The organism is Roseateles sp. Mitsp63 (assembly GCF_059491535.1).
The window spans coordinates 5,084,014-5,108,941 of record NZ_CP168509.1 but is presented as its reverse complement, the minus strand read 5'-3'; the positions used below and the strand labels follow the sequence as shown (position 1 = coordinate 5,108,941).

Genomic DNA, 24,928 nt, shown 5'->3' with positions numbered 1-24,928 from the left:
CCGACTCGACCAAGGCTCTTCCCGCGAGGCGGAGCCGCACTGCAAGGGGGACGTCATCGATACCGCATTGTTGAAAGAGCTGCGCATCCAGGGCACGCAGCGCGAGGACCATGGCGGCGGACCGCCGCGCTGGGTCTGGATCCTGGTGGCGGCGCTCGTCGTGCTGGCCCTGCTGGCGGGCGGCGGATGGTGGTGGTGGCGGCAGTCGCAGGTGCCCGAGGTGGAGACCGCCAACGCGCAGGCGCGCGGCGGCGCCGGGGGCAACGCGGTGCTGCAGGCCACCGGCTACGTGACGGCGCGCCGCGCCGCGACCGTGTCCACGCAGATCACCGGCACGCTGACCGCGGTGCTGTTCGAGGAGGGCGACCGCGTCGAGAAGGGCCAGGTGCTGGCCCGGCTCGAGGACAACGCGCTGCGGGCGGCGCTGGAGGCCTCGCGCGCCAACGTGCAGAGCGCCCGGGCCAACGTCGAGGCCACGCGCGCGCAGCTGCTGCAGGCGCAGTCCGACCTGAAGCGCCAGGACGAGCTGGCCGCCAGCGGCATGACCACGAAGCAGTCGGCCGAGCAGGCCCGCACCGCGGTGACCGCCTATCTGGCGCAGCTCGAGGCGCGCCGCCGCGAGGCCGACGCCGCCGCCGCGCAGGCGGCCCAGACGCAGGTCAACTTCGACTACACGGTCGTCAAGGCGCCGTTCTCGGGCGTCATCACGGCCAAGGCGGCGCAGGTGGGCGAGATCGTCTCGCCGCTGTCCGCCGGCGGCGGCTTCACGCGGACCGGGGTCGGCACCATCGTCGACATGGATTCGCTGGAAGTGGACGTCGACGTCAACGAGGCCTACATCGGCCAGGTCAAGGCCGACATGCCGGCCGAGGCCACGCTCGACGCCTATCCGGACTGGCGCATCCCGGCGCACGTGATCGCGGTGGTGCCGTCGGCCGACCGCGGCAAGGCGACCGTCAAGGTGCGGGTGGCGCTGGAGCAGAAGGACCAGCGCGTGGTGCCCGACATGGGCGTGCGGGTCTCCTTCCTGGCCGCCAAGCAGAGCGGCCAGACCGCGCCGCCGCCGGGCGTGCTGGTGCCGAAGTCGGCCGTCGTGTCGCGCGACGGCGCGCAGGTGGTCTTCGTCGTCGCCGGGCAGAAGGCCGCGGCGCGCCAGGTGAAGCTGGGCACGCCGGTGGGCGACCAGGCCGTGGTGCTGGACGGAGTCAAGGCCGGAGAGCCGCTCGTCGTGAATCCGCCCGAAGGGCTGCGTGACGGCGGCGAGATCCGCCTCGCCCCGGGCAAGTGAACCCCCTGAACCCTTACGCGAGGAGTCACCGTGAACAAGTTGATCGAGATCCGTGACCTGTCCAAGGTCTACACCCGAGGCAAGCAGAAGGTGGAGGTGCTGCATCACATCGACCTGGATGTGGCGCAGGGCGATTTCCTGGCGTTGATGGGGCCCTCGGGCTCCGGCAAGACGACGCTGCTGAACCTGATCGGCGGCCTGGACCAGCCCAGCGGCGGCAGCATCGCCATCGGCGGCGAGCGCATCGACCAGCTCGGCGGCGCCGCGCTGGCGAAGTGGCGCGCGGCCAAGGTCGGCTTCGTGTTCCAGTTCTACAACCTGATGCCGACGCTCTCGGCGCAGCGCAACGTCGAGCTGCCGCTGCTGCTGACCAAGCTGTCCGCGGCCGAGCGCAAGAAGCGCGCCGCGATCGCGCTGCAGCTGGTGGGGCTGTCGGACCGCGCCAGCCACAAGCCGACCGAGCTGTCCGGCGGCCAGCAGCAGCGCGTGTCCATCGCGCGGGCCATCGTCTCCGATCCGACCCTGCTGGTCTGCGACGAGCCCACCGGCGACCTGGACCGGCAGTCCGCCGAGGACGTGCTGGCGCTGCTGCAGGCGCTCAACCGCGACCACGGCAAGACCATCGTGATGGTCACCCATGACCCGAAGGCGGCCGAGCGCGCGCGCCAGACGCTGCACCTGGACAAGGGCACGCTGGTCGAGCAGACGGTCAACGCGGTGGCGGCGGCCTGAGGCCGCGCGGGCACGGAGAGGCACGCCATGAAATACCTGCACCTCATCTGGGCGGCGCTGTTCCGGCGCAAGCTCAGGACCTTCCTGACGCTGGTGTCCATCATCACCGCGTTCCTGCTGTTCGGGCTGCTGGACGCGGTCCGGACCTCGTTCGACCAGGCAGGCCAGTCGGCCAACGGCGCGTCGCGGCTGCAGACCGGCTCGCGGCTGTCGTTCATCCAGACGCTGCCGATGGCGCTGACGCAGCGCATCCAGGCGGTGGACGGCGTCAAGCTGGTGACCTACGCGAACTGGTTCGGCGGCGCCTACCAGGACCCGCACAACCAGGTCTTCAGCTTCGCGGTCGCGCCGAACTACCTCGACATGTATCCCGAGATGGTGGTCACCGATCAGGCCAGACAGGCCTTCGCGTCGACGCGCATCGGCGCGCTGGTCGGCGAGGGGCTGGCCAGGCGCTTCAACTGGAAGGTCGGGGACAAGATCCCGCTGCAGTCGACGATCTTCCCGGACCGCAGCGGCAGCAAGAACTGGCAGTTCGAGATCGTCGGCCTGATCCATGCCGCGGACAAGAAGTCGGGCGGCTGGTACGACCAGATGTTCCTGCTGAACTGGAAGTACTTCGACGACACGACGCCCTACAACCAGGGCGCCGTCGGCTGGTACGTGACGCGCGTGAGCGACGCCAACCAGGCGGACCGCGTGGCCAAGGCGATCGATGCGATCTCGGCCAACTCGGACCATGAGACCCGCACCCAGACCGAGCAGGCGGCGATGGCCTCGTGGATGAAGCAGGTGGCGGACATCGGGCTGATCGTCAGCTCGATCATGGGCGCGGTGTTCTTCACGCTGCTGCTGCTGTCGGGCAACACGATGATGCAGGCGGTGCGCGAGCGCACCAGCGAGATCGCGGTGCTCAAGACGATCGGCTTCTCCGGGCAGAGCGTGCTGGCGATGGTGCTGGCGGAGTCGGTGCTGCTGCTGGTGATCGGCGGCGTGGTCGGGCTGGGGCTGGCCAGCGTCATCGGGCCGGCCGTGGGCGCCGCGAGCGGCGGGACGCTGAACCTGCCCGCGGCCGGGCTGAACAGCTGGGCGACCGGCGTCGGGCTGATGGTGCTGTTCGGCGTGATCGTCGGCGCGCTGCCGGCCTTGAACGCGATGCGCCTGAACATCACCGACGCGCTGGCCGGGAGGGCCTGATCATGAAATTCCTGAAGCGATTGGGATTGCTGGTGCTGCTGGCCGTGGTGCTGGTGGCATGGGTGATGCTGCCGTGGTTCGGCGCGCTGGGACTGGCCGCGCTGCTGGGGCTGTGGATGCTGCTGTCGCGGCGCGGGGCGCAGGCGCGCTCGGTGACCAGCGTCGGGGTGAGCACGCTGCCGCAGCGGATGGGCTCGTCGGCGGTGATCGTCGTGGGCATCGCGGGCGTGGTCGGCGTGCTGGTGGCGCTGCTGGCGATGGCCGAGGGCTATGCCGAGACGCTGCGCAAGTCCGGCAGCGAGGACACGGCGATCGTGCTGCGCGGCGCGTCGGCGGCGGAGGTGGCGTCGGTGCTCTCGCGCGAGGACATCACGCAGATCGCGCAGGCGCCGGGCGTGGCGAAGTCCGCCAAGGGCGAGCCGCTGGTGTCGGCCGAGACGGTGGTGGCGGCCAACCTGCCGGTCAAGGGCACGAAGACGGACGAGGAAGGCAGCGTGCAGGTGCGCGGCGTCGGCGACGAGGCCTTCGCGGTGCGGCCGCAGGTGAAGATCGTCGCGGGCCGCAAGTTCCAGCCGGGGCTGAAGGAGCTGATCGTGGGCCAGGGCTCGGCGCGCCAGTTCGAGGGCCTGGAGCCGGGCAAGCAGATCCGTCTGGGCAGCCAGATCTGGACGGTGACCGGGGTGTTCGCCTCGGGCGATTCGATGGAATCGGAGCTGTGGGCCGATGCGCCGGTCGTGGCCGAGACCTACCGGCGTGGCGCGAGCCGCAACTCGGTGACGGTGAAGCTGACGGATGCGGCGGCCTTCAAGGACTTCAAGGCGGCGCTCGAGGCCAATCCGCAATTGAAGGTCGACGCGACGACGACGCTGGCGTTCTTCGCCAAGCAGTCGGAGCAGATGACCAAGATCCTGCGGGTCATCGGGATCGTGGTCGGGGCGATCATGGCGGTGGGCGCGGTGTTCGGGGCGCTGAACACCATGTTCGCGGCTGTCGCGACGCGGGCCCGCGAGATCGCGACGCTGCGCGCGATCGGCTTCCCCGGACTGCCGGTGGTGGTGGCGGTGATGCTGGAGACGATGCTGCTTGCCGCGATTGGCGGCGTCATCGGCGGCGCGATCGCCTATCTGCTGTTCAACGGGCACGCAGCGTCGACGATGGCGGCAGGCTCGGTGGGCAAGCTGAGCTTCGAGCTGCGCGTGTCGGGGCAACTGCTGTGGGAAGGCCTGAAGTGGGCCCTGGCCATCGGCTTCATCGGCGGCCTGTTCCCCGCGGTGCGGGCGGCGAGCGTGCCGGTCACGACGGCGCTGCGGGAGCTTTGAAAGGAGAACTGGCCGATGCTGGGAAGCATCGGCCGGTCATTCGCTCCCCACGGCATTCACCTCTTGCGCTCGCATCGCCGCTTTCGTTCCTCAGCCCTCGCAGGAATGCGAGATCGATGGACAAGCCAGACTGCCCGCGAGTCTTCAGCTTTTCCTGGGTGAGAGGGCCTCGGCGTCAGTTGAACGCCGCCAGCATCCGCTCCAGCGCGACCATGAAGGGCTGATGCATCAGCGGCAGCGTCGCGACCATGCCCACCAAGCCGATGCTGACCGTCAGCGGGAAGCCCACCGAGAACACGTTCAGCTGCGGCGCCACGCGCGAGATGATCCCCAGCACCAGGTTCACGAACATCAGCATCGTGATCAGCGGCAGCGCGATCCACAACCCCATGCGGAAGATCTCCGCGCCCCACACCTGCGGCTGCGCCACGCGCAGGAAGCGGAAGGGCTCCTCGCCGACGGGGAAGGCCTGGAAGCTCTCGACCAGCGAGTTGATGAGCATCAGGTGCCCGTTGATCGCCACGAACAGGAACGCCACCATCGACCCGAGGAAGCGCGACGACGAGGTGCCCTGCGAGCCCGTCGACGGATCGAAGAAGCCGGCGAAGTTCAGGCCCATCTGCAGGCCGATCAGCTCGCCGGCGAATTCCAGCGACGCGAACACCACCCGCACCGCGAAGCCCATCGACAGTCCGATCAGCAACTGCTGGCCGGTGACCATCAGCAGCCGCGGCAGCGAATCGAGCGGGATCACCGGCATCGCCGGCAGCGAAGGCTGCGCCGCCACCGCGATGAACAGCGCCAGCCCGATCCGCACCCGCGCCGGCACCTGGCGCTGACTGAACACCGGCATGCCGGCGAACAGCGCCAGCGCGCGAATGAAGGGCCACAGGATCGGATTGATCCACGCCAGCAGCTGCGCTTCGCTGAAGGAGATCATCGAGGGGAGATGGAGACGGACCGCGCGGCGGGCCTCAGCCCAGCGCCTGCGGGATGCTCTGGAGGGTGCGCTGGATGTATTCGACCAGCGTCGTGATCATCCAGGGACCGGCGACCGCCAGCACCAGCACCGCGGCGACGATCTTCGGCACGAAGGACAGCGTCGACTCGTTGATCTGCGTCGCCGCCTGGAACACCGACACCAGCACGCCGACCGCCAGCACCGTCAGCAGGATGGGCGCCGCCACCAGCAGCAGCACGTACAGGCCCTGCTGGCCGATCGTGAAGACCTGTTGAGCATCCATGGATTTCTCCTTGCAAGCCGCGCCGCTACTGCGCGAACGAGGCCGCCAGCGACCCCAGCAGCAGGTTCCAGCCGTCCGCCAGCACGAACAGCATCAGCTTGAACGGCAGCGACACCAGCACCGGCGACAGCATCATCATCCCCAGGCTCATCAGCACGCTGGAGACGATCATGTCGATCACCAGGAAGGGGATGAAGATCAGGAACGCGATCTGGAAGGCCGACTTCAGCTCGCTCGTGACGAAGGCCGGCACCAGCACGCGGAAGGGCACGTTCTCCGGCGCGACGTTGGCCTCCAGCTTCGCCAGCCGCGCGAACAGCGCGACGTCCGACTGCCGCGTCTGCTTGAGCATGAAGGCGCGCATCGGCACCTGCGCCCGGTCCAGCGCCACCTCGAAGCCGATCTGGCCGCTCTGGTAGGGCTGCCAGGCCTCGGCGTAGACGCGGTCCAGCGTCGGGCTCATCACGAAGAAGGTCAGGAACAGCGACAGGCCCACGATCACCTGGTTCGGGGGCGCGGCCTGCGTGCCCAGCGCCTGGCGCAGCAGCGACAGCACGATCACGATCCGGGTGAAGCCGGTCATCATCAGCAGCACCGCCGGCAGGAAGCCCAGCGCGGTGAAGAACAGCAGCGTCTGGATCGGCACCGAGTAGTTGTTGCCGCCCGCGCCCTGGCCGATGATCAGCGGCACGCTCGCCGGCGCGCCGCCCTGCTGGGCCCAGGCCGCGGCGCCGGCCAGGCCGCCGAGCGTCAGCACGGCGCCGGCGCCCAGCGCGCGCCAGGGCCGGTGGGCGGGGCGCGGCGACCGTGGCGCGGAAGCGGGGAGGGGACTCGAAGCCGTCATGCGCGGATTTCCATCAGGCCGAGGCACCGGGACCGGGGCCATCGGCGTGCCTGCCGCCCAGGCTGCGCTTGAGCATCGAGGAGAACGACGGCTGCGCCGCCTGCAGCGCGACGCCGGCATCGGCCTGCGGCGGCATCACGTGCAGCGTGCGGATCTGCTGGCCGGTGATGCCCAGCACCAGCCATTGGCGGTCCTCGTGCTGGCCCACCTCGACGATCACGATGCGCTGGCTCGGCGCGATCACGAGCTGCGCGACGGTGCGCAGCTGTCCACCGAGCGCCGCGCCGCCCAGCGGCGTGCGCTTGAGCAGCCACAGCACGACCGGGATCAGGGCCAGGATGGCCAGGAACCAGAGCAGGGGGACAAGGCTGTTGTTCATGGCGGCGAATTATGCGTCCCTGAAACGCATCAGCCCCACCGCGGTGGGGCTGATCGAAGGGTCAGGCCTTGCTCAGACGGCGCATCCGTTCGGAGGGGGTCACGATGTCGGTCAGGCGGATGCCGAACTTGTCGTTCACGACCACCACCTCGCCCTGCGCGATCAGGTAGCCGTTGACCAGCACGTCCATCGGCTCGCCGGCCAGCGCGTCGAGCTCGACCACCGAGCCCTGCGCCAGCTGCAGGATGTTCTTGATCGGGATCCGCGTGCGGCCCAGTTCAACGGTGAGCTGGACCGGGATGTCCAGGATCATGTTGATGTCGCTGCCGGGCAGGTTGCCCGGCGTGGGCGCGAAGTTGGTGAAGGCCGCCGGCGCGACCTGCTCGGCCGCCGGCTGCACTTCGGCCGCGACCTCGCTGCCGCCACCGCCGCCGGCCTCGGCCAGCGCCGCCGCCCATTCGGCGGCCATTGCGTCCTGTTCGTCCATCGGGGTGTTGTCAGCCATTGCGGGCTCCCAGCCAGCCGGCATCCGGGCCGGTCAGCATCTTTTCAATCTTGATCGAATACTTGCCGTTCGAGGTGCCGTAATGGCAGTCGAACACCGGCACGCCGTCCACCTTGGCCTGGATGATCTGCTCCAGGTCCAGCTCGATGAAGTCGCCCGGCTTGAAGGCCAGCAGCTGTTCCACCGTCGCGGGCGCCTTGGCCAGCTCCGCCACCAGCTCGACCTCGGCCGACTGGATCTGGTGCTTGAGCAGGTTGACCCAGCGGCGGTCGGGTTCGCTCGAGTCGCCCTGCGTGGTGCTGTACAGCACGTCGCGGATCGGCTCCAGCGTCGAATACGGGATGCAGAAGTACACCGTGCCGCTGGTCTCGCCGATCTCCAGCGTGAACGAGGTCGAGACGATGATCTCGCTGGGCGTGGCGATGTTGGCGAACTGCGGCTGCATCTCCGAGCGCTGGTACTCCAGCTCCAGCGGATAGATGCCCTTCCAGGCCTTGATGTACTCCTGGATGATGACCTCGACCAGGCGCAGGATCACGCGCTGCTCGGTGGCGGAGAAGTCGCGGCCCTCGATGCGGGTGTGGAACTTGCCGATGCCGCCGAACAGCGAGTCGATCACCGCGAACACCAGCGTCGGGTCGCAGACGATCAGCCCATTGCCGCGCAGCGGCTTGACCGACACGATGTTGAAGTTGGTCGGCACCACGATCTCGCGCAGGAAGGCGCTGTACTTCTGCACCTTGATGCCGCCGATGGCGACTTCCGGGCTCTTGCGGATGAAGTTGAACAGCCCGATGCGGATGTTGCGCGCGAAACGCTCGTTGATGATCTCCATCGTGGGCATGCGCCCACGGACGATCCGTTCCTGGCTCGCGAGGTTGTACTCGCGGATGCCGCCGGTCTGGACTTCCTCGGCCTCGAGCTTCTGGCTCTCGCCGGTGATGCCCTGGAGCAGCGCATCGACTTCGTCTTGCGACAGGATCTGCTGGTTCATGGCCCTATCCTCGCTGGCTGCCGGTCACTGCACGATGAAGGTGGAGAAGAGCACCTGCGTCACCGGGCTCTCGACGGCGCGCTTCTTTTTCTTCTTCTTTTTCGGGGCGGCTTCCTCGTCCTCCTCCTCGTCGTCCAGCTCGATGCCCATCGGGCGCACGGCCTCGCGGCGGATCTCGCGGGCGAGCTTCTCCTTGCCCTCGACGGTCAGCAGCTCGGCGGAGGTCTTGTGCGACAGCACCAGCAGCACGTTGTTGCGGATGGCCGGCATGTAAGCCTTGAGCTGGTCGGCGAAATGCGCGTCGGCCACCTCCAGCGTGACGCCGACCTGCGCGAAGCGGTCGACCTCCTTGTCCGCCAGGTTCACCGTGAACGGGTCCAGCGGGACGAAGGTCGGCGGGGTGCCCGGCTTGGCGTGGGCGGTGGCGGCCGGCTTCTCGTCGGCGGCGCCGCCTTCCTCGTCGTCGGCGTGGGACTTCTTCTTCATCATCAGCAACGCGCCGACGCCCACCAGCACCACCACCAGGACGATGGCGATGATGATGATCAGCTTCTTCTTGCCGCCGCCCTTGACGGCGGCGTCGTTGCCTGCGGCGGCTGTGGCCATGGGCGCTCCGGTGATGGATGAGAGGGATTCGTCGGGAAGCCGGACCTGACGATCCGGCAATGGCTCCCATTGTGAAACGCCGCCCGCGCGCTCAACGCGCGAAAAGGCGGCGGAATCCGGTCAGACTCGGCGACCGTCAGGCGTACAGATCGACCAGCCCGCGCGGCGCGGCGCGGCGCTCGCCCCGGCCGGTGGCGGCGATCGCGCCGTCGTCGTCCGAGCCACGTCCGCCGCGCCGGCCCGAGCCGTTCGCGGCGCCGTCCGGGGAACCGTCCCCGCGATTCTGTCCGCCGCTGGACTGCGATTGGGCGAACACCCCGCCGCCGCTCAGGGTCAGGCCCTGGGCCTGCAGCGCCGCGGCCAGGTCTGGCAGGCTGCGCTCCAGCACCTCGCGGGTGGCGGCGTGCTGGGCGTGGAAGTTGACCTGCGCCTGCTGGCCCTCGAGCTGGATGTTGATCGACACCGGCCCCATCTCGGTCGGATTCAGCTGGAGCTGGGCCTCATGGACGCCGTCCTTGATCAGCAGGCTGACGCTGGCCGAGAGCTCGGGCGCGAAGTCGGGGCTGTCCAGCGGCTGGCTCAGCGGCACGCTGGGGGCCTGGGCCGGCGCGGCGGCGTCGGCGCCGCCGGCCGCCGGAGCCGTCCCCGCCTGCTGCGCCGCGGCGAGCAGGGCCTCGAAGCTGTGCTGCGGCCCCTTGGCGGCGCCGTCGCCCATCGCGATCTCGTGCGCGCCGCCGGACACGGCCTGCAGCGAGTCCTGCGCGGCCGCCTTGTCGGCGCCTTCGGCGGCGCCGGCCTTGCCGGCGGCGGCCTGGCTCAGCTCGCGCTGGAGTTCCTGGCGCTCGCGCATCGCGTCGCCGGTGGTGGGGTGCTTGCCATGCGCCTGCGTGCCGCCGGGCAGGGCGTCGGTGCCGGCGGCATCGCCATCGCCATCGGCGGCGCGGGGCTTGGCCTCGGCCGGGGCCTCGCCGCGCAGCATCGCCAGGATCTGCTCGGCCGGCGTCGCGGCACCGTCCTTCGCCTCCTTGGCGATCTTGCGGTCCTTGCCTTCGCCGTCCTTGGCGTCGACACGGTTCGCATCCTGCGCGTCGCCGGCGTCGGCCGCGGCGCGGGTGTCCTTGGCGGCGGCATCGGCGGCGTCGGCCGCATCGCTGGCGTCCGCCTGCTGGCCGGCGTCCTTCCTGGCCGGCGCCGCGGGCGCCTTCGCGTCCTGCGTCCTGCCCGCGCCCTGACGGGCGGCGGCGTTGCGCGCGGCCAGCCGGTTCTCATCGTCGGAGGCGTTGTGCTCCGGCGGGCGCTCCGGCTTGGGTTGCGCCTGTTGCTGGCGCTGCGCCTGCTGCTGGTTCTGGAGCTGCTGAGCCTGCAACTGCTGCGCCTGCTGCTGCGTCTGCAGTTGCTGGGCGCTGAGCTGCTGCGACTGCTGCGCCAGCGAGGCCTGGTTCTGCAACTGTTGGCTGCTCTGGTTCAGCCAGCGGGCGAAGTCGGGCGAGCCCTCCTTGCGGCCGGCATAGGCGGGATTGTTCGCGCCGAGGCCGCCAAGGGCGCCCGGCAGCGCGGTGTTGTTCTGGATCTGCGTCATGGCGAGGAAAGGACCAAGGGACCGGGCCGCGATCAGGCGACCAGCCGGGACATCGGGTGGCCGCCGCGGCTGGCGGCGCGGGCGGCCTGCTCGTCGGTGGCGCGCTGTTCCTGGCGCATCTGGGTGCGCAGGGTCTCGGCGCGCCGGCGCTCGATCAGCTTGCGCACCGAGGCGACGCGCAGTTCGCGCTCGCGCAGCACGTCGCGGGCGGCCGTCAGGCGCTGGTCCGCGAAGTCGGCGATGCCGGCCTGCTGGCCGATCGCCTGGTCCAGGCGCTGGCCGAAGTTCTGGTAGCAGCCGAGCAGTTGCACCGTGGTCCGCTGGGAAAACTCCTGCGTCCAGCGGTTCCGGTAGTCCGATCGGTATTGCGAGAGCTGGTCGTGCTGGTCGCGCGCCGAGTTGGCACGCGACTGCGCTTCCTGCAGATGACGCAACGCTTCATCGCGCTCGGCCTCCGCGCGTTCGAGGAGAACGGTCAGGGCCTGCAGATTGGAACTACTCATGTCGATGACCTCGCTTCACGGATGTCGGCAGCTACTACGCAAGGTTGAGTGTGGCGGTCAACTGGTTGAGGCAATCGTTCAAAGAAGCCGGGGAATGCATGTCTTGTTGGAGCAACCGGTCCATGTCGCCATGCAGCCGGACGGCGAGGTCCAGATCGGGGTCGTGGCCGGGCTGGTAGGCGCCGAGCTGGATCAGGTCGCGCGCCTTGTTGTACTTGGCGAGCAATTGCCGGAAGCGGCGCGCGAGCTCCACGTGCCGCTTGTCGGCAACGCTGGTCATCACGCGCGAAATGGAGCGTTCGACGTCGATCGCGGGGTAGTGGCCGCTTTCGGCCAGTTCGCGGCTCAGCACGATGTGGCCGTCCAGGATGCCTCGGGCGGCGTCGGCGATCGGGTCCTGCTGGTCGTCGCCTTCGGACAGCACGGTGTAGAAGGCGGTGATCGAGCCTTCGCCCGCGAGCCCGTTGCCGCTGCGCTCGACGAGCTGCGGCAGCTTCGCGAAGCAGGAAGGCGGATAGCCCTTGGTGGCCGGCGGTTCGCCGATCGCGAGGGCGATCTCCCGCTGCGCCATCGCGTAGCGGGTCAGCGAATCCATCAGCAGCAGCACGTGCTGGCCGCGGTCGCGGAAGTGTTCGGCGATCGCGGTGGCATAGGTCGCGCCCTGCATGCGCAGCAGCGGCGGCGCATCCGCCGGCGCGGCGACGACCACGCTGCGGCGCAGGCCTTCCTCGCCGAGGATGTCCTCGATGAATTCCTTCACTTCACGGCCGCGCTCGCCGATCAGGCCGACGACGATGACGTCCGCCTGCGTGTAGCGGGCCATCATGCCCAGCAGCACCGACTTGCCGACGCCGGTGCCGGCGAACAGGCCCAGGCGCTGGCCGCGGCCCACCGTCAGCAGCGAGTTGATCGCGCGCACGCCGGTGTCCAGCGGGCGGCGGACCGGGTCGCGGTCCATGGCGTTGATCGGGCGGCGGACCATCGGCTCGTCGCGGACTTCCCCGAGCGGGCCGGCCCGGTCGATCGGATGGCCCTGCGGATCGACGACGCGGCCCAGCAGGCCGTCGCCCATGGGCAGGTGCAGGCCGCGGTCCTCGTCGCGGCGCCAGGGATGGCGTTCCTCGCCGAGCAGCGGTCCATGCGGCGCGGCCGGACGCGGCAGCACCATCGCGCCGCTGGCCAGGCCCTGGATCTCGTCGGTCGGCATCAGGTAGGCGCGGTCGCCGGAGAAGCCCACCACTTCCGCCGTCACCGGCCGCTGGCCGCGGCGCGGCGCGGTGGCGGAGGAGGGCATGTGGATCTCGCACACCGAGCCGACCGGCACCTTCACGCCGGTGGCCTCCAGCACCAGGCCGGCCACGCGCACCAGCTTGCCCTGCGGCTCCAGCGCCGGCGCGTTGCCGGCGAAGGCCTGCAGGTCCTCGAAGTACTGCTGCCAGCGGTCGGTGCGCGCGCTCATCGCTGCTCCTCGGGCAGGCCGTGGGGCAGGCCGCCGTACTGGCTGGGCGTGGGATCGGTGCGGAAATCGAGGCGCGATTCGCGCTGCTCGTCGGCGGCGGAGCGGCGGTCCTCCCAGACCGAGGTCTGGCCCAGCGCGCCGACGGCCGACTGCCAGCGCGCCGGCAGCGAGGCGTCGACGCTGCAGATGTCGGCATCGACCTTGACGCCGCCGCGGGCGATCGAGGCATCGGGGATGACCTGGGCCTCGCGGGCGCGCAGTTCCTGGCCGGCGCCGTCCAGCACCAGCGGCAGGTCGTCGGGATGGACGCGCACGCGCACGTGGCGGGCGTTGATCAGCAGCGCCTCGACGGCGTCGTGGGCGACCCGGGACACGAGTTCCGGCGCGGTCGTCAGCTCGTTGCGCACGACCTGGCGGGCCAGCTCGACGGCGGTGCGCGCGAGCGCCTCCGCCATGCCCTGCTCGATCGCGGACAGGTCCTGGTCGAAGCTGGCGACCAGCTGGCCGACCTGCGCCGTGATCTGCCGGGCGAAGCTCTGCTTGAACGCGTCCAGCGCGGCCATGCCGTCCCGATAACCGTCCTGGTAGCCGGCCTGGCGGGCCTGCTGCATCAGCTCCTCGACGCTGGGGCCGGGCGGCGGGGGAGGCGCCGGCGGCTCGACCGGCGCGGGCGCCGTGACGGCGGGCTTGCGCGGCGCGGCGCCGCCTTCCAGCGCGCCGGGATTCCAGGCGGCGAAGCCGGACAGTTCCTCGCGCGGAATGATGCGGCTGTAGGTGTTGCCGCGCTGCGCCTCGCCTTCGGGGCGGGGCGGCGGCGGGACTTGGCGGGGCGGGCGGGTGACCATCGATGCGCAGGTTTACAGGAACTGGTCGTCGCCGCCGCCGGCCAGCACGATCTGGCCCTCGTCGACGAGGCGGCGCACCACCTTGAGGATCTCCTTCTGCTCGGCCTCGACCTCGGACAGGCGCACCGGGCCGCGCGATTCCAGATCCTCGCGCAGCGTCTCGGCGGCGCGGGTGGACATGTTGCGGAAGATCTTCTCGCGCAGCTCGGGGCCCGCGCCCTTGAGCGCGACGATGAGCGACTCGGACTGCACTTCCTTGAGCACCGCCTGGATGCCGCGGTCGTCGATCTTCTCCACGTCGTCGAACGTGAACATGTTGTCCATGATCTTCTGCGCCAGGTCGGAGTCGGCCTCGCGGATGTAGTCCAGCACCGAGGCCTCGACGCTGGTGCCCATCATGTTGATGATCTCGGCCGCGGTCTTGACGCCGCCCAGGTTGGACTTCTTCATGCGCTCGCCGCCGGCCAGGATCTGGCCCATGACCTCGTTCAGGTCCTTGAGCGCCATGGGCTGGATGCCGTCCAGCGTGGCGATGCGGATCAGCACCTCGTTGCGCTGGCGCTCGGTGAAGACGCGCAGCACCGAGCTGCTCTGGTCGAAGTCCAGGTGCGACAGGATGGCGGCCACGATCTGCGGGTGCTCGTTGCGCAGCAGTTCCGCGACCGAGCCCGGGTCCATCCACTTCAGCGATTCGATCGAGGACACGTCCGAGCCCTGCAGGATGCGGTCCAGCAGCAGGTTGGCCTTGTCCTCGCCCAGCGCCTTGCGCAGCACCGAGCGGACGTACTCGTCGGTGTCGCTGACCAGCGTGCTCTGGGTCTCGGCGACGAGGTCGAACTTGTCCAGCACCTTCTCGACGCGCTCGCGCGGCACGACCTTCATCTTGGCGATGGTCTCGCCCAGCTTCTGCACCTCCTTCGGCGAGAGGTGCTTGAAGACCTCCGAGGCCTCCTCCTCGCCGAGGGACATGAGCAGGATGGCCGCGTCTTCGACGCCTTTGTCGTCCATGGTGATGTCTCGCTGTCGATCCTGATGGGCGCTCTGATGGGCGGGCCGCGGTCAGCCGCCTCAGCGGCGGGCGCCCGCCGGAGCCGCCGTCTCCAGCGTTTCGCCGTTGACCCAGGCGCGCATGATGTTGGCCACCGCGACCGGGTTCTCCTTGGCCAGCTGGCGGGCACGCACCAGCTTGTCGTTGGAGATCGGCGCCTCCAGGGCGGGCAGGCCGCCCGGACCGCCCAGGGCCAGCTGCTCGTCCTCGACGACGCTGAGCTGATTCGTGGCAGTGTCGTCCTTCTGTTCGGCCGGCGGCGGGAAAGCCGCCTTGAGAGCAGGGCGAACCAGCCCGAACACGGCGATCAGCGCGACCAGCACCAGGGCGGCGGGCACGGCCAGGTCGCGGGCCATGTCGCGCAGCCAGGGCTGCTGCCACAGCGGCACGTCGGCGCCTTCGACCTTGTCCGACACGAACGGGGCGCTGAGCACCTTGACCGAGTCGCCGCGCTCCTGCGAGAAGCCCAGCGCCTCCTTGACCAGCGAATCCAGCTTCTGGATCTCGTTCTCGGACAGCGGCTGGCTGGAGGTCTTGCCGTTCTTGTCGGTGACCGTCTTCTGGTTGACGACGACGGCGGCGTTCAGGCGGCGGACCTGGCCGATGGCGTTGCGCGTGACGCGCACGGTGCGGTCGAGCTCGTACTGCGTGTCGGCGTTGCGGCGCTGGTTCTGCGCGGGGCCGGACTGGCCGGCCGGCTGCATCTGCTGGGCCTGGCCGTTGATCGGCGCGGCGGCCTGCGGCGGCACCTGGTTGGAGGTCGCGCCGGGCACGCCGGTGGGCACGGCGGCGCCGCCGCCGGACTGCTCCTCGGAGGTCAGGCGGCGCACCGCGCTCTGGGTGTTCGGGCCCTGGTTGGGCTTGTATTCCTCGGCGGTGGATTCGACCTGGTTGAAGTCGACGTCGGCGGTCACCGTCGAGCGCAGGTTGTCGCGGCCGACCACCGGCTCGAGCAGCTCGGCGATGCGCTTGTTCAGGTTGGCTTCGACCTGCTGCTTGTATTGCAGTTGCTGGCTGTCCAGGCCGGAGCCGTTGCCGTCCGGGTTCTGGGAAAGCAGGGCGCCGGTGCTGTCCAGCACGCTGACGGCCTTGGGATTGAGTTCGGGCACCGACGACGACACCAGGTGGACGATGCCGGCGATCTGGGCGCGGTCCAGCGTGCGGCCGCCGCGCAGGGTCAGCATGACCGAGGCGCTGGGCTTCTGCTGTTCGCGGAAGAAGCCGTTCTGCTGCGGCATGGCCAGGTGCACGCGCGCGTCGGCGACGTCGGCCATCGCGGTGATGGTGCGGGTGAGCTCGCCCTCGAGCGCGCGCTGGAAGTTCAGCCGCTCGTTGAAGGCAGTCTGGCCGATGGACTGCTTGTCCATCAGCTCGAAGCCGACGATGCCGCCCTTGGGCAGGCCGGCGGAGGCCAGCTTCATGCGCAGGTCGTAGACCTGGTTGGCGGGGACCATGATCACGCCGCCCGGGTCGTTGCGGTAGGGCACGTTCATCTGCGCGAGTTGCGCGATGACGGCGCCGCCGTCCTTGTCGGACAGGCCGGAGAACAGCGGCCGGTAGTCGGGCCGGGCCGTCATCATCGACATCGCCACGATCACCGCCAGCAGCGCGGCGACGCCGCCGCCCAGCATCAGCTTGCTCTTGGTGGGCATCGCGGCCAGACGGGCGGGCAGGCTCGTGGCGGCGGTCTGCTGCACCTCGGGAAGTCCGGCGGCGGGGCTGCTCAGGGCGTTGTCCATGGGGTGGGGGCGGTTACGGCGGGTCGATCGGTTGGCCAGGATCCGGGCGGACGCCTGGGCACAGGTCCGGATTATTTCGATCGGGGGCCTCAAGAATGGGGGGAACAGGCCGAAGAAGGCCCCCCTGTTCCGGGCTATGGGTGGGGGGCTGCATCCCTAGGATGCGTGGCGTGGACCTCAAACTCAAACCCTTCGACTTCGCCAGCGCGGTGGCCCGTGCCGGATTGACCCCCCAGGGTCAGCCGGTGGCCAAGGCCGCGCCGGGCGGCACGAGCTTCGCCGATGCGATGAGCTCGGCGTTGAAGTCCGTCAGCACGCAGCAGAACGAGGCGTCGCGGCTGCAGCGGGAAGTCCAGCTGGACAACCCGACGGTCAGCCTCGAAGAGACCATGGTCGCCATGCAGAAGGCGCAGATCGGTTTCCAGGCCACGCTGCAGGTGCGCAACCGGCTGGTGTCGGCCTATTCGGAAATCATGAACATGCAGGTGTGAGCTCGCGTCCCGCGAGCCCTGTGTTCAGACGCCGCGCCGCATCAGGCGCTCGCGCTTCTGCGCCTGGTCGATGAAGACCTGCAGCGCCCGCGCCGCGGAAGGCGGCAGCGACACGAAGGCGCAGCCCGCCTGGTGCGGCGCGCCTTCCTCCCCGTCCGTCATGTGCTGCACGCGCAGCAGCGCGGTGAAGCTGACTTCGCGCTCGAGCTCGAGCGTGGCGCTGATCTCCTCGCCCGCCTGCGGCACCGGCACCACGTTCGCCGGCCATTGCAGCGCGACGCCGCCGGCGCTCACGTTGATCACCCGGATGCGCGGCAGGTCCGCCTGCGCGAGCTTGAGCGCCGGATAGAGCTGCCCCGCCGAGGCCACCCGGTAGGCCTGGCGCCGCTGGAAGCGGTACAGCCGCAGCGGCGTCGGCGCGCGCAGCACCTCGGCGCCGTCGCCGCGGATCGCCACCAGCCCCGAGACGTCGAACTGCAGCTTGATCCGGTCCAGGTAGGCCGTCGCCACCAGCTCGTCGCTGGCCAGCACCGGCGCCAGCGTGCCGCCGGCCAGCGGCGCTTCCATCGTCAGCATGCCCTGCGGCGTGTCCAGCGAGCGCAGCACCGTGTGGATCGCCTCGCCCTCGGGCGTCGACAGCTGGATGCGCGCCTGCGACTGCAGCAGCTCGCGCAGCCAGTTCATGATTTCCCCCGGCGCGTCCAGCCGGAAATCGGCGTCCGCGGGATCGGAGGTGAGGACAGGCATCTTCAGGTCGGTCAAGGCCAGCTTCCGGCAGGGGATCGTTGGGAAAATCTACACGCAACCCCAAGGCAAACGCCGCGCCAACCCCATCCGTTCGAGGGGCCGGTCGCGGCGTCGTCGCGAGCGGCAGGCCCGGAGCGTGACCGATGTCTCGGATCATGTCCGAGGGCGCCGGAGCGTCCGGGCCGGGCCGATGCTCAGTGCACCGTCTTCGACTTGCCCTTCATCAGCTGGTCCAGGTCCTCGAGCCAGGGCTCGGCCAGGTGGCGGATCTCGGCGTCGTTCAGCAGGATGCGCTGCATGATGCGCGTCTTGAGCTGCGACTCGTCCGGACCCAGCTGCTGGCTGGACGCCGCATGCTTGAGCTGCGAGATCAGCAGGACGCAGGCGCCCTCGAGCTTCACGACCTCGTCCCAGTTGCCGGAACGGGCGGCGCTCAGCATGTCGGCGCTGGCCTGTTCGATGGCTTCGTAATAGCTCAACAGTTGGGTGCTCATGATGCGGTCCGGGGTCGGGGCGTGGGCGGTCTGGGGCTTGGCGGTGTACTTGGACATGGAACTTCTCAAGTCGTCAGGCGTTGGGCGTCGATCCGGATCGGATCAGGCCGCGGCACGTTGTTCGGCGGCAGCCGGGGCGATGCCCGCCCAGGCTTCACGGATGGGCTGCAGCAGGGTCACGCATTCCTCGATCGCGACGTCGTCGCTGTTCAGGTTGGCGCGGGTCAGCCGCATGCAGATGTAGGCGTACAGGTCACGCAGGTCCAGGGCGAGCGCGCCGGACTCCAGGTCCAGGGCCGCCTTCAGGCCCTCGTCCAGGATCCGGACCGCGCGCGACAGGCTGCGGTTCTTCAGTTCGACGTTGCCGGTGCGGATCGCGCCGATGGCTTGCGTCATCGAGTCGAACGCACCATCCAGCAGCAGCGTCACCAGGCGATGCGGCGTGGCCGTCATCACGTCGGTCTCCACGCCGACGCGGTTGTACATGTTGCTGGCGCGCTGAGCGTGGGAAGCGAAAGGGGAGGAGTTGCCGTACATGATGTGCTGCTGCGGGAGTGCTGAAGTGCTTGATTCAGTTTTCGGCCCCCGCTGACCCGACTTGAGCCTCTCCCGTGTCGAATTTGTCTCGAAATTCTGCCCGCGCGCGGAAAAGAGAAAGCCTCCGTGAGGAGGCTTGTCGGCGGGCTTTTCGAAGCGCCGGAGAAGGGCGGTCGCGGCGGCCCAGTTCCGCGTGCCCGCGGCGCCGCGGACACGCGCGCGGCGTCAACTGCTGCTCAGCATGCTGGTGATCTTGTTGACGTAGCTCTGCATGTCGTTGAGCTTGGCCATCTGCGTGTCCAGCGCGGTGTACTGGGCGCGGACGCGCTTCTCGTAGGAGTCGGCGCGGTCGTTGAGCTCGTCGATGCGCTTGCCGTTGGCCGTCACCCGCGACTGCAGCCCGGTGGTGCGCGTCGTGATGGAGCCGTCGAAGCCCGTCACCTGGTCGGCGAAGGCGCGCCAGCGCGAGGCCAGGCCGTTGTTGTTCGGATCGCTGGTGTCCACGCCCATGAAGAGGTTTTTCAGGTCGCTCATGCTGCCCAGCGCGCTGGTGAGCTTGCTGTCGTCGACGGTGATGGTGCCGGCGGTGCCGATGTTCAGGCCCAGGTCCGACAGGCGCTGGAAGGCGCCGCCCAGCGTGCTGCCCGAGGCGGTGATGTTGCGCAGCTGGCTCTGCAGCCCGACCGCCGTGCTGTCGCCCTGCAGCGGGCCGGCGGTCTTGTTGGCGTCGTCGTACTTGGTGTCGTTCCTCATGAGGTTCATGAGGCTGTTGTACGAGGTGACGAAATCGTTGATCGCCTTCTTGACGCTGTCCTTGTCCTGGCCGACCGAGACGGTCGACTGGCCGGTCTTGAGCAGGTTGACGGTCAGGCCGTCGACGGCGCCTTCGATGTTGTTGCTCGCCGAGCTGATGTCCAGCCCGTTGATCTGGAGCTTTGCGTTGGCCGCGGCGGTGTTGCGCGTCATCGACGCGATCGACGCGGTCGGGTCATAGGCCAGCGCCGACAGGCCGCTGGCGTCCGAGCCGTTGCCGTCGTCGTCCGCCGTGGTGATGCGGAAGCCGTTGGCCTCCCCGGTGTCGCGCGAGCGGATCACCAGGCGCGAGCCGGTGGCGTCCGTCACGACCGAGGCCAGCACGCCGGCGCCCGAGCCGTTGATCTTGTCGCGGACGCTGGTCAGCGTGTCGGTCGAGGAGATGGAGATGCTGACCGGGCTGGCGCCGCCCTTGCTGGTGAAGGTGGGGCTGGCGTCGGTGCCGCCCCATTGGCCGAGCTCGATGGTCATGGACCCCGAGCCGACCGTGGCGTTGTTCGTGAAGGCTTTGCTGGAGACGCTCTGGGCCGCGGCCAGCTGCGTCACGTTGAGCGAGTAGCTGCCCGCGCCCGAGCCCGCGCCGGCCACCACGGTGGCCATGGACGTGTCGGAGGAGGTGGCGGTCAGCGCGGCCCAGGTCGCGGGATTGCTCAGCTTGGCGGACGCGTCGCGCATCGCGCTGAAGGCGCTCTGGATCTTTCCGTACTCGGAGATCTGGGTCTTGATCGTGTCCGTGCGGGATTGCAGGTCGGTGATCGGCTGCTTTTCCAGCGCGACCAGCTTCGTGACGATGCTCTCGACGTCCAGACCGCTGCCCAGACCGGTGGAGGTGATGGTGGCCATCGTGCGAACTCCCTGTGACCCTAGACTCCGTCGGCGGGCTGCCCTGCGGGAAGCCCCATGCGCGACAGGGCCCCGCGAGAGGCCCTGTCCTGCATATCGGCGCCGGTCGGTCCGACTTTAGGACGCAGACCCGGCGGTTCGATTGCGATTTCCTATCAACCCTTGAGCAGCGACAGCACCTGCTGCGGCAGCTGGTTGGCCTGGGCCACCATCGCGTTGCCGGCCTGCTGCAGGATCTGCGCGCGGCTCAGGTTGGAGGTTTCCACCGCGAAGTCGGCATCCATGATGCGGCTGCGGGCGGCGGTCTGGTTCTCATAGGCCACCTGCAGGTTGGAGATCACGGCGTCGAAGCGGTTCTGCGTCGCGCCCAGCGTCGCGCGCTGGCTGTTGACCTGGTCCAGCGCCGCGTCGATGTTGGCCACCACCGTGGCGATCGCGCCGGCGTCCGCCGTGTGGTCGATCACCGAGCGGCCGGTGCCGCCGGTGTCGGAGCCCGACACCTTGGTGATCGCGTCGTCGGACGACATGTTGGGCGTCGTGACGGTGATCTCGTCATTGGACGTCGTGTTGGGCCCCACCTGGAAGGTCTGCGGCGTGCCCGCGTCCTGGCCCAGGATGTACTTGCCGTTGAAGGTGGTGCCGCCGGTGACGCGCTGGATTTCCTTGGCCAGCTCGCCGAATTCCTTGTCCAGCGAATCCTTGTCGCTGTCCGCGTTGGTGGCGTTGCGGGCCTGGATGGCCAGCTCGCGCATCCGCTGCAGCGAATCGGCGACCTTGCCCAGCGCGCCTTCCGCGGTCTGCGCCAGCGAGATGCCGTCGTTGGCATTGCGCATCGCCACCGACATGCCGCGCGCCTGGGCGTTCATGCGTTCGGCGATGGCCAGGCCGGCGGCGTCGTCCTTGGCGGAGTTCACCCGCAGGCCCGAGGACAGGCGCTGCATCGAGGTGGCCAGCGACGACTGCGACGAATTCAGATTGCGTTGCGCGTTGAGCGAGGCAATGTTGGTGTTGATGGTCTGTGGCATTGATGCACTCCTGCGGAGATCCTGTCCTGGCTGCGATCCCGGTTGGGTTGGTCGTTCCCGACCTCGCCTGCCGATCCTCGCTGCGCCATCGCAGTCATTGTTCGGATCTGCCGGTTGGACCGGTGGTCGAGCTCAATTCATGCTCGATGGTTGCCATTGTGCGAAACGAGTGCCAACGCCGAAGGGCCGATTAAGGGGCGGAAAACCGGCCATTCCCGAATCAGAAAAAAGGCTCCGCATCGATCCCGGAGGTCGATGCGGAGCCTTTGGAGGCCGGCCGCGAAGGCCGTGCTTGAGGAGTCAACCGAAAAAGGGTGCCCTCTGAAAGGGGAGGGCGCCCGGAGCGACTGGCCAGTGCCTGGCCGCTCAGCTGCGCAGCAGCGACAGGACCTGCTGGGGCAGCTGGTTGGCCTGGGCCACCATCGTGTTGCCCGCCTGCTGCAGGATCTGCGAGCGGCTCAGGTTGGCGGTTTCCGCGGCGAAGTCGGCATCCATGATGCGGCTGCGGGCGGCGGTCTGGTTCTCCACCGAGACCTGCAGGTTGGAGATGATCGCGTCGAAGCGGTTCTGCGACGCGCCCAGGATCGCGCGCTGGCCGGAGACCGTCGTGATGGCGGCGTCGATGTTGTCGATGACCGTCTTGAGGGTGTCGGGCGTGGACGCGTTGTCGATCACGCCGCCGGTGACGGCGGTGATGGTCGCATCGTTGGTCATGTTGTTGGTGACCACGTCCACCGAGTCGTTGGCCGTCGTGTTGGCGCCGATCTGGAAGGTCTGCGTGCCGGCGTCGCTGCCCAGGATGGCCTTGCCGTTGAAGGTCGTGCCGCCGATCACCCGGCCGATTTCCTGGCCCAGCTGGGCGTATTCCTTGCCGATCGAATCCAGGTCGGACGTCGTGTTGGTCGCGTTGCGCGCCTGCACCGCCAGTTCACGCATGCGCTGCAGCGAGTCGCCCACCTTGGACAGCGCGCCTTCAGCGGTCTGCGCCAGCGAGATGCCGTCGTTGGCGTTGCGCACCGCGACGTTCATGCCGCGCACCTGGGCGTTCATGCGGTCGGCGATCGCCAGGCCGGCGGCGTCATCCTTGGCGGAGTTGACGCGCAGACCCGAGGACAGGCGCTGCATCGACACCGACAGCGACGACTGCGAGGACGAGAGGTTGCGCTGGGCGTTCAGCGATTGCAGATTGGTGTTGATGATCTGAGCCATGATCCATTCCTTTAGAGATTCAAAGACCTTGTCGGTCTAGCCGGACGGTTGATTGACGTCCGACTGAGCCGGACCACGTGGCCCTTGCGTTGAATTGCGGACCCGTTGATGCAGTTATCGGGCCGGCAGGAATGGACTTGAGGCCTTCTTCGGAAGAAAGCCTGTAACGGGCCTTGTCGGCCGTGAACTCTTTCCTCGCCATCCCTCGCGGGGCGGGAGGTGGCGAGGAAAGAGAAGGGGGCCGAGGCCCCCTTCGCTGGCGGGTGCCGCTCCGTCTATCAGCGGAGCAGGGCCAGCACTTGCTGCGGCTGCTGGTTGGCCTGCGCGATCATCGCGTTGCCGGCCTGCTGCAGGATCTGCGCGCGGCTCAGGTTGGCGGTTTCCGAGGCGAAGTCCGCGTCCATGATCCGGCTGCGGGCGGCGGTCTGGTTCTCCACCGAGATCTGCAGGTTCGACACGATCGCGTCGAAGCGGTTCTGCGAGGCGCCCAGCTTCGAACGCTCACCCGACACCGTCTTGATCGCCGAGTCGATGTTGTCGATCACGGTGGCCAGGTCGGTGGTCGTCGACGCGTTGGTGATCGCGCCGCTGGTCACGCCGGTGATCGTGCTGTCCGTGGTCATGTTGGTGGTGACCACGTCGACCGAGTCGTTGCTCGTCGTGTTGGCGCCGATCTGGAAGGTCTGCGTGCCCGAGTCGCCGGCCAGGATGGCGCGGCCGTTGAAGGTCGTGCCGCCCAGCACGCGCTGGATTTCAGAGCCCAGCTGGCTGTATTCCTGGCCGATCGAGTCCAGGTCGGACGTGGTGTTGGTCGCGTTGCGCGCCTGCACCGCCAGTTCACGCATGCGCTGCAGCGAGTCGCCCACCTTGGACAGCGCGCCTTCAGCGGTCTGCGCCAGCGAGATGCCGTCGTTGGCGTTGCGCTGGGCGACGTTCATGCCGCGGACCTGCGCGTTCATGCGGTCGGCGATGGCCAGGCCGGCGGCGTCGTCCTTGGCGGAGTTGACACGCAGGCCCGAGGACAGGCGCTGCATCGAGACGGCCAGCGACGACTGGCTGGTGGAGGTGTTGCGCTGGGCGTTGAGCGACAGCAGATTGGTGTTGATGACTTGGGCCATGATTTGCTCCTAACAGCTAGACGTAAATACCGGCAAAAGCGCCGAACCACACATGAGCGCCTGAGTCCTCCGATCCTCCGACCCGCCGTGAGGCGAACCGGTCGAGGATCTCGGATGCTCCTGCTGGACCTGCCGGGCCATTTCCCGGATCGGTCCCAGTCCGACGCTAGTCAACCGTTGACTCTCACCCTCTTGTTCAGAGCAGCAAGACCGCCTGGCCTTCTAACCGGACCACGTGCCGCTGGTGCGTCGACTGCCGCTTGGACTGCCTGTCCTTGCTGGTCTGTCGCTGCGTTCAGCAGCCCCGTTGTTTTGGTTGTCGGCACGCGCTCCATAGAACTTGAGGGCAATTTGTCAAGACCCGTGATCCGGAGATAAGCAGGTCCCGCAACGCGTTGTTTGTCGTTTGACTTCCACCCGGTTTGTGGCCGGGCGTCGGTCTGGCGACGGACATGGCAGGGATAACGGCGTGAAGGCGCCGGGATTGAGGGGGAAAGCGGGTGCTTTTCGTGCGCTCGATCACGGGGGTGCCCCCCTAAAGTGCCTTTCGGCGCGGCCGACAAGGTTCGGCCGACGTCACCGCCACCCCCAACGGGTGCCGGCGCCGATCCGGCGCCGGGCTCGATCAACGACCATGGAGAGGTCTATGCCACTGCAAACGCAAACCGAGGCACGGTCCGCCGTGTCGATGATCGATGCCTCGATCGAGGAACAAGTTCACGCCGGCGCCCGCATCCGTCCGGACTCCGGCCAGGCTCGGCTGCTGCTGGCGCAGGCGCGCAATGCCGCCTACGCGCAGGCCTCGCAGGGCCGCATCGGCGACGGCGTGGCGCTGCTGTGCAACGCGCTGGAAATGGCGCCGCTGAGCATCGACCTGCTGTCCGACGTCGGCGCGCTGCTGCTGGCCGCGGGCCAGCTGCGCGAGGCCGCGCTCTACGCGCACCGCGCCATCGAGCTGTCGCCCCAGCATGCGCCGTCGCTGTACACGCTGGGCTTCGCGCTCTCGGGCCTGGGCGAGATCAAGGCCGCCATCGAGGTGCTGACCCTCCTGAACGAGGGCGAGGCCCTGGAGATGCTGCGCCGCGAGTCGCCGGAACTGCTGCCGATCGTCGAGACGGAATTGCTGCGCCTGCGCGCCGCCTGAGCGCACCGGACCACGCCGGACCGCACCGGACCGCGCCTCCCGCGAGACCGCCTGACAGGCTGTCTCCCTGAAAAACCGCCGCCGAGCCCGGTGCCACCGGGCCTCTCGCGGCGGTTTCGCTTTGGGGGCCTGTCAGCGTGTAGGAATCCGTCTGACAAGGCCGTCGTCCCGCTCCCTAGCTTGTATCTGGCAGCAACCTGATGTCGCGGAAATGGGTGTTTCTTCA

26 protein-coding genes are annotated in these 24,928 nt (G+C 68.9%); 6 read left to right on the top strand and 20 right to left on the bottom strand.

Going from position 1 to position 24,928, the window contains the following annotated elements; translation table 11 throughout:
- Positions 1 to 67: 67 nt before the first annotated feature.
- From ACEN96_RS22170 to ACEN96_RS22155, 4 genes are read left to right on the top strand one after another with little or no spacing between them, the layout of a single operon-like run.
- Positions 68 to 1,288 carry an efflux RND transporter periplasmic adaptor subunit gene (locus tag ACEN96_RS22170; RefSeq protein ID WP_495585195.1) on the top strand — a complete coding sequence of 407 codons (1,221 nt, stop codon included), beginning with the start codon at positions 68 to 70 and terminating at the stop codon, positions 1,286 to 1,288.
- A gap of 30 nt (positions 1,289 to 1,318) precedes the next feature.
- Positions 1,319 to 2,020 carry an ABC transporter ATP-binding protein gene (locus tag ACEN96_RS22165; RefSeq protein WP_495585194.1) on the top strand — a complete coding sequence of 234 codons (702 nt, stop codon included), beginning with the start codon at positions 1,319 to 1,321 and terminating at the stop codon, positions 2,018 to 2,020.
- Positions 2,021 to 2,047: 27 nt separating this feature from the next.
- The gene (locus ACEN96_RS22160; RefSeq protein ID WP_495585193.1) at positions 2,048 to 3,217 is read left to right on the top strand and encodes an ABC transporter permease; all 1,170 of its coding nucleotides are present in this window, start codon (positions 2,048 to 2,050) and stop codon (positions 3,215 to 3,217) included.
- A gap of 2 nt (positions 3,218 to 3,219) precedes the next feature.
- Positions 3,220 to 4,536 carry an ABC transporter permease gene (locus ACEN96_RS22155; RefSeq protein WP_495585192.1) on the top strand — a complete coding sequence of 439 codons (1,317 nt, stop codon included), beginning with the start codon at positions 3,220 to 3,222 and terminating at the stop codon, positions 4,534 to 4,536.
- 175 nt (positions 4,537 to 4,711) lie between these two features.
- Here ACEN96_RS22155 and fliR read toward each other — a convergent pair whose 3' ends face one another.
- From fliR to fliF, 13 genes are all read right to left on the bottom strand, one after another.
- A complete protein-coding gene (gene fliR, locus ACEN96_RS22150; RefSeq protein ID WP_495585191.1) occupies positions 4,712 to 5,476 on the bottom strand; it encodes a flagellar biosynthetic protein FliR in 765 nt (254 codons plus the stop codon).
- Positions 5,477 to 5,510: 34 nt separating this feature from the next.
- A complete protein-coding gene (fliQ, locus tag ACEN96_RS22145) occupies positions 5,511 to 5,780 on the bottom strand; it encodes a flagellar biosynthesis protein FliQ (RefSeq protein WP_495585190.1) in 270 nt (89 codons plus the stop codon).
- Positions 5,781 to 5,805: 25 nt separating this feature from the next.
- Positions 5,806 to 6,624: a flagellar type III secretion system pore protein FliP gene (gene fliP, locus ACEN96_RS22140; RefSeq protein ID WP_495585189.1), complete on the bottom strand. Its 819-nt coding sequence runs from the start codon at positions 6,622 to 6,624 to the stop codon at positions 5,806 to 5,808.
- 13 nt (positions 6,625 to 6,637) lie between these two features.
- Positions 6,638 to 7,003 carry a FliO/MopB family protein gene (locus tag ACEN96_RS22135; protein WP_495585188.1) on the bottom strand — a complete coding sequence of 122 codons (366 nt, stop codon included), beginning with the start codon at positions 7,001 to 7,003 and terminating at the stop codon, positions 6,638 to 6,640.
- Between the two features lie 61 nt (positions 7,004 to 7,064).
- On the bottom strand, positions 7,065 to 7,508 hold the full coding sequence (gene fliN / locus ACEN96_RS22130) for a flagellar motor switch protein FliN (RefSeq protein WP_495585187.1): 444 nt from the start codon (positions 7,506 to 7,508) through the stop codon (positions 7,065 to 7,067).
- Entirely contained in the window at positions 7,501 to 8,502 is a 1,002-nt protein-coding gene (gene fliM, locus ACEN96_RS22125) for a flagellar motor switch protein FliM (protein WP_343639218.1), read from the bottom strand. Before fliM ends, fliN begins: the two co-directional genes overlap by 8 nt.
- A gap of 24 nt (positions 8,503 to 8,526) precedes the next feature.
- On the bottom strand, positions 8,527 to 9,108 hold the full coding sequence (locus tag ACEN96_RS22120) for a flagellar basal body-associated FliL family protein (RefSeq protein WP_495585186.1): 582 nt from the start codon (positions 9,106 to 9,108) through the stop codon (positions 8,527 to 8,529).
- Positions 9,109 to 9,244: 136 nt separating this feature from the next.
- On the bottom strand, positions 9,245 to 10,687 hold the full coding sequence (locus ACEN96_RS22115) for a flagellar hook-length control protein FliK (protein ID WP_495585185.1): 1,443 nt from the start codon (positions 10,685 to 10,687) through the stop codon (positions 9,245 to 9,247).
- A gap of 32 nt (positions 10,688 to 10,719) precedes the next feature.
- Entirely contained in the window at positions 10,720 to 11,190 is a 471-nt protein-coding gene (gene fliJ / locus ACEN96_RS22110) for a flagellar export protein FliJ (protein ID WP_495585184.1), read from the bottom strand.
- Positions 11,191 to 11,224: 34 nt separating this feature from the next.
- Positions 11,225 to 12,649, bottom strand: a complete 1,425-nt coding sequence (gene fliI, locus ACEN96_RS22105; RefSeq protein ID WP_495585183.1) for a flagellar protein export ATPase FliI — start codon at positions 12,647 to 12,649, stop codon at positions 11,225 to 11,227.
- Complete coding sequence (locus ACEN96_RS22100; RefSeq protein WP_495585182.1) at positions 12,646 to 13,494, bottom strand: FliH/SctL family protein; 849 nt, start codon at positions 13,492 to 13,494, stop codon at positions 12,646 to 12,648. The genes fliI and ACEN96_RS22100 overlap by 4 nt, the downstream gene beginning before the upstream one ends.
- 12 nt (positions 13,495 to 13,506) lie before the next feature.
- The gene (fliG, locus tag ACEN96_RS22095; RefSeq protein ID WP_495585181.1) at positions 13,507 to 14,502 is read right to left on the bottom strand and encodes a flagellar motor switch protein FliG; all 996 of its coding nucleotides are present in this window, start codon (positions 14,500 to 14,502) and stop codon (positions 13,507 to 13,509) included.
- Between the two features lie 60 nt (positions 14,503 to 14,562).
- Complete coding sequence (gene fliF, locus ACEN96_RS22090) at positions 14,563 to 16,281, bottom strand: flagellar basal-body MS-ring/collar protein FliF (RefSeq protein WP_495585180.1); 1,719 nt, start codon at positions 16,279 to 16,281, stop codon at positions 14,563 to 14,565.
- A gap of 170 nt (positions 16,282 to 16,451) precedes the next feature.
- On the opposite strand from fliF, the gene fliE reads away from it, so the two are divergent.
- Positions 16,452 to 16,772 (top strand): flagellar hook-basal body complex protein FliE, encoded by a 321-nt coding sequence (gene fliE / locus ACEN96_RS22085; RefSeq protein ID WP_254783195.1) that lies wholly within the window; start codon positions 16,452 to 16,454, stop codon positions 16,770 to 16,772.
- Positions 16,773 to 16,796: 24 nt separating this feature from the next.
- Here the strand turns inward: fliE and ACEN96_RS22080 are convergent, their stop codons facing one another.
- The 7 genes from ACEN96_RS22080 to ACEN96_RS22050 form a co-directional block, all read right to left on the bottom strand.
- Entirely contained in the window at positions 16,797 to 17,519 is a 723-nt protein-coding gene (locus ACEN96_RS22080; protein ID WP_495585179.1) for a flagellar brake protein, read from the bottom strand.
- A 194-nt stretch (positions 17,520 to 17,713) separates the two neighbouring features.
- A complete protein-coding gene (locus ACEN96_RS22075) occupies positions 17,714 to 18,013 on the bottom strand; it encodes a flagellar protein FliT (protein WP_495588660.1) in 300 nt (99 codons plus the stop codon).
- Positions 18,014 to 18,115: 102 nt separating this feature from the next.
- Positions 18,116 to 18,550, bottom strand: a complete 435-nt coding sequence (fliS, locus tag ACEN96_RS22070; RefSeq protein WP_495585178.1) for a flagellar export chaperone FliS — start codon at positions 18,548 to 18,550, stop codon at positions 18,116 to 18,118.
- A gap of 225 nt (positions 18,551 to 18,775) precedes the next feature.
- Positions 18,776 to 20,206 (bottom strand): flagellar filament capping protein FliD, encoded by a 1,431-nt coding sequence (fliD, locus tag ACEN96_RS22065; RefSeq protein WP_495585177.1) that lies wholly within the window; start codon positions 20,204 to 20,206, stop codon positions 18,776 to 18,778.
- Between the two features lie 155 nt (positions 20,207 to 20,361).
- The gene (locus tag ACEN96_RS22060; RefSeq protein ID WP_343639238.1) at positions 20,362 to 21,231 is read right to left on the bottom strand and encodes a flagellin N-terminal helical domain-containing protein; all 870 of its coding nucleotides are present in this window, start codon (positions 21,229 to 21,231) and stop codon (positions 20,362 to 20,364) included.
- Between the two features lie 366 nt (positions 21,232 to 21,597).
- Entirely contained in the window at positions 21,598 to 22,440 is an 843-nt protein-coding gene (locus tag ACEN96_RS22055) for a flagellin N-terminal helical domain-containing protein (protein WP_495585176.1), read from the bottom strand.
- Between the two features lie 278 nt (positions 22,441 to 22,718).
- A complete protein-coding gene (locus ACEN96_RS22050) occupies positions 22,719 to 23,558 on the bottom strand; it encodes a flagellin N-terminal helical domain-containing protein (RefSeq protein WP_495585175.1) in 840 nt (279 codons plus the stop codon).
- 646 nt (positions 23,559 to 24,204) lie between these two features.
- Between ACEN96_RS22050 and ACEN96_RS22045 the strand changes: the two genes are divergently transcribed.
- Complete coding sequence (locus ACEN96_RS22045; protein ID WP_495585174.1) at positions 24,205 to 24,702, top strand: tetratricopeptide repeat protein; 498 nt, start codon at positions 24,205 to 24,207, stop codon at positions 24,700 to 24,702.
- Positions 24,703 to 24,928 lie beyond the last annotated feature (226 nt).

Excerpts from the sequence above, each read along its gene's own strand:
- ACEN96_RS22160 (WP_495585193.1), top strand. The coding sequence starts at position 2,048 with ATGAAATACCTGCACCTCATCTGGGCGGCGCTGTTCCGGCGCAAGCTC.
- ACEN96_RS22155 (WP_495585192.1), top strand. The coding sequence starts at position 3,220 with ATGAAATTCCTGAAGCGATTGGGATTGCTGGTGCTGCTGGCCGTGGTG.
- fliR (WP_495585191.1), bottom strand. The coding sequence starts at position 5,476 with ATGATCTCCTTCAGCGAAGCGCAGCTGCTGGCGTGGATCAATCCGATC.
- fliQ (WP_495585190.1), bottom strand. The coding sequence starts at position 5,780 with ATGGATGCTCAACAGGTCTTCACGATCGGCCAGCAGGGCCTGTACGTG.
- fliP (WP_495585189.1), bottom strand. The coding sequence starts at position 6,624 with ATGACGGCTTCGAGTCCCCTCCCCGCTTCCGCGCCACGGTCGCCGCGC.
- ACEN96_RS22135 (WP_495585188.1), bottom strand. The coding sequence starts at position 7,003 with ATGAACAACAGCCTTGTCCCCCTGCTCTGGTTCCTGGCCATCCTGGCC.
- fliN (WP_495585187.1), bottom strand. The coding sequence starts at position 7,508 with ATGGCTGACAACACCCCGATGGACGAACAGGACGCAATGGCCGCCGAA.
- fliM (WP_343639218.1), bottom strand. The coding sequence starts at position 8,502 with ATGAACCAGCAGATCCTGTCGCAAGACGAAGTCGATGCGCTGCTCCAG.
- ACEN96_RS22120 (WP_495585186.1), bottom strand. The coding sequence starts at position 9,108 with ATGGCCACAGCCGCCGCAGGCAACGACGCCGCCGTCAAGGGCGGCGGC.
- ACEN96_RS22115 (WP_495585185.1), bottom strand. The coding sequence starts at position 10,687 with ATGACGCAGATCCAGAACAACACCGCGCTGCCGGGCGCCCTTGGCGGC.
- fliJ (WP_495585184.1), bottom strand. The coding sequence starts at position 11,190 with ATGAGTAGTTCCAATCTGCAGGCCCTGACCGTTCTCCTCGAACGCGCG.
- fliI (WP_495585183.1), bottom strand. The coding sequence starts at position 12,649 with ATGAGCGCGCGCACCGACCGCTGGCAGCAGTACTTCGAGGACCTGCAG.
- ACEN96_RS22100 (WP_495585182.1), bottom strand. The coding sequence starts at position 13,494 with ATGGTCACCCGCCCGCCCCGCCAAGTCCCGCCGCCGCCCCGCCCCGAA.
- fliG (WP_495585181.1), bottom strand. The coding sequence starts at position 14,502 with ATGGACGACAAAGGCGTCGAAGACGCGGCCATCCTGCTCATGTCCCTC.
- fliF (WP_495585180.1), bottom strand. The coding sequence starts at position 16,281 with ATGGACAACGCCCTGAGCAGCCCCGCCGCCGGACTTCCCGAGGTGCAG.
- ACEN96_RS22080 (WP_495585179.1), bottom strand. The coding sequence starts at position 17,519 with ATGCCTGTCCTCACCTCCGATCCCGCGGACGCCGATTTCCGGCTGGAC.
- ACEN96_RS22075 (WP_495588660.1), bottom strand. The coding sequence starts at position 18,013 with ATGAGCACCCAACTGTTGAGCTATTACGAAGCCATCGAACAGGCCAGC.
- fliS (WP_495585178.1), bottom strand. The coding sequence starts at position 18,550 with ATGTACGGCAACTCCTCCCCTTTCGCTTCCCACGCTCAGCGCGCCAGC.
- fliD (WP_495585177.1), bottom strand. The coding sequence starts at position 20,206 with ATGGCCACCATCACCTCCACCGGTCTGGGCAGCGGTCTGGACGTCGAG.
- ACEN96_RS22060 (WP_343639238.1), bottom strand. The coding sequence starts at position 21,231 with ATGCCACAGACCATCAACACCAACATTGCCTCGCTCAACGCGCAACGC.
- ACEN96_RS22055 (WP_495585176.1), bottom strand. The coding sequence starts at position 22,440 with ATGGCTCAGATCATCAACACCAATCTGCAATCGCTGAACGCCCAGCGC.
- ACEN96_RS22050 (WP_495585175.1), bottom strand. The coding sequence starts at position 23,558 with ATGGCCCAAGTCATCAACACCAATCTGCTGTCGCTCAACGCCCAGCGC.
- ACEN96_RS22045 (WP_495585174.1), top strand. The coding sequence starts at position 24,205 with ATGCCACTGCAAACGCAAACCGAGGCACGGTCCGCCGTGTCGATGATC.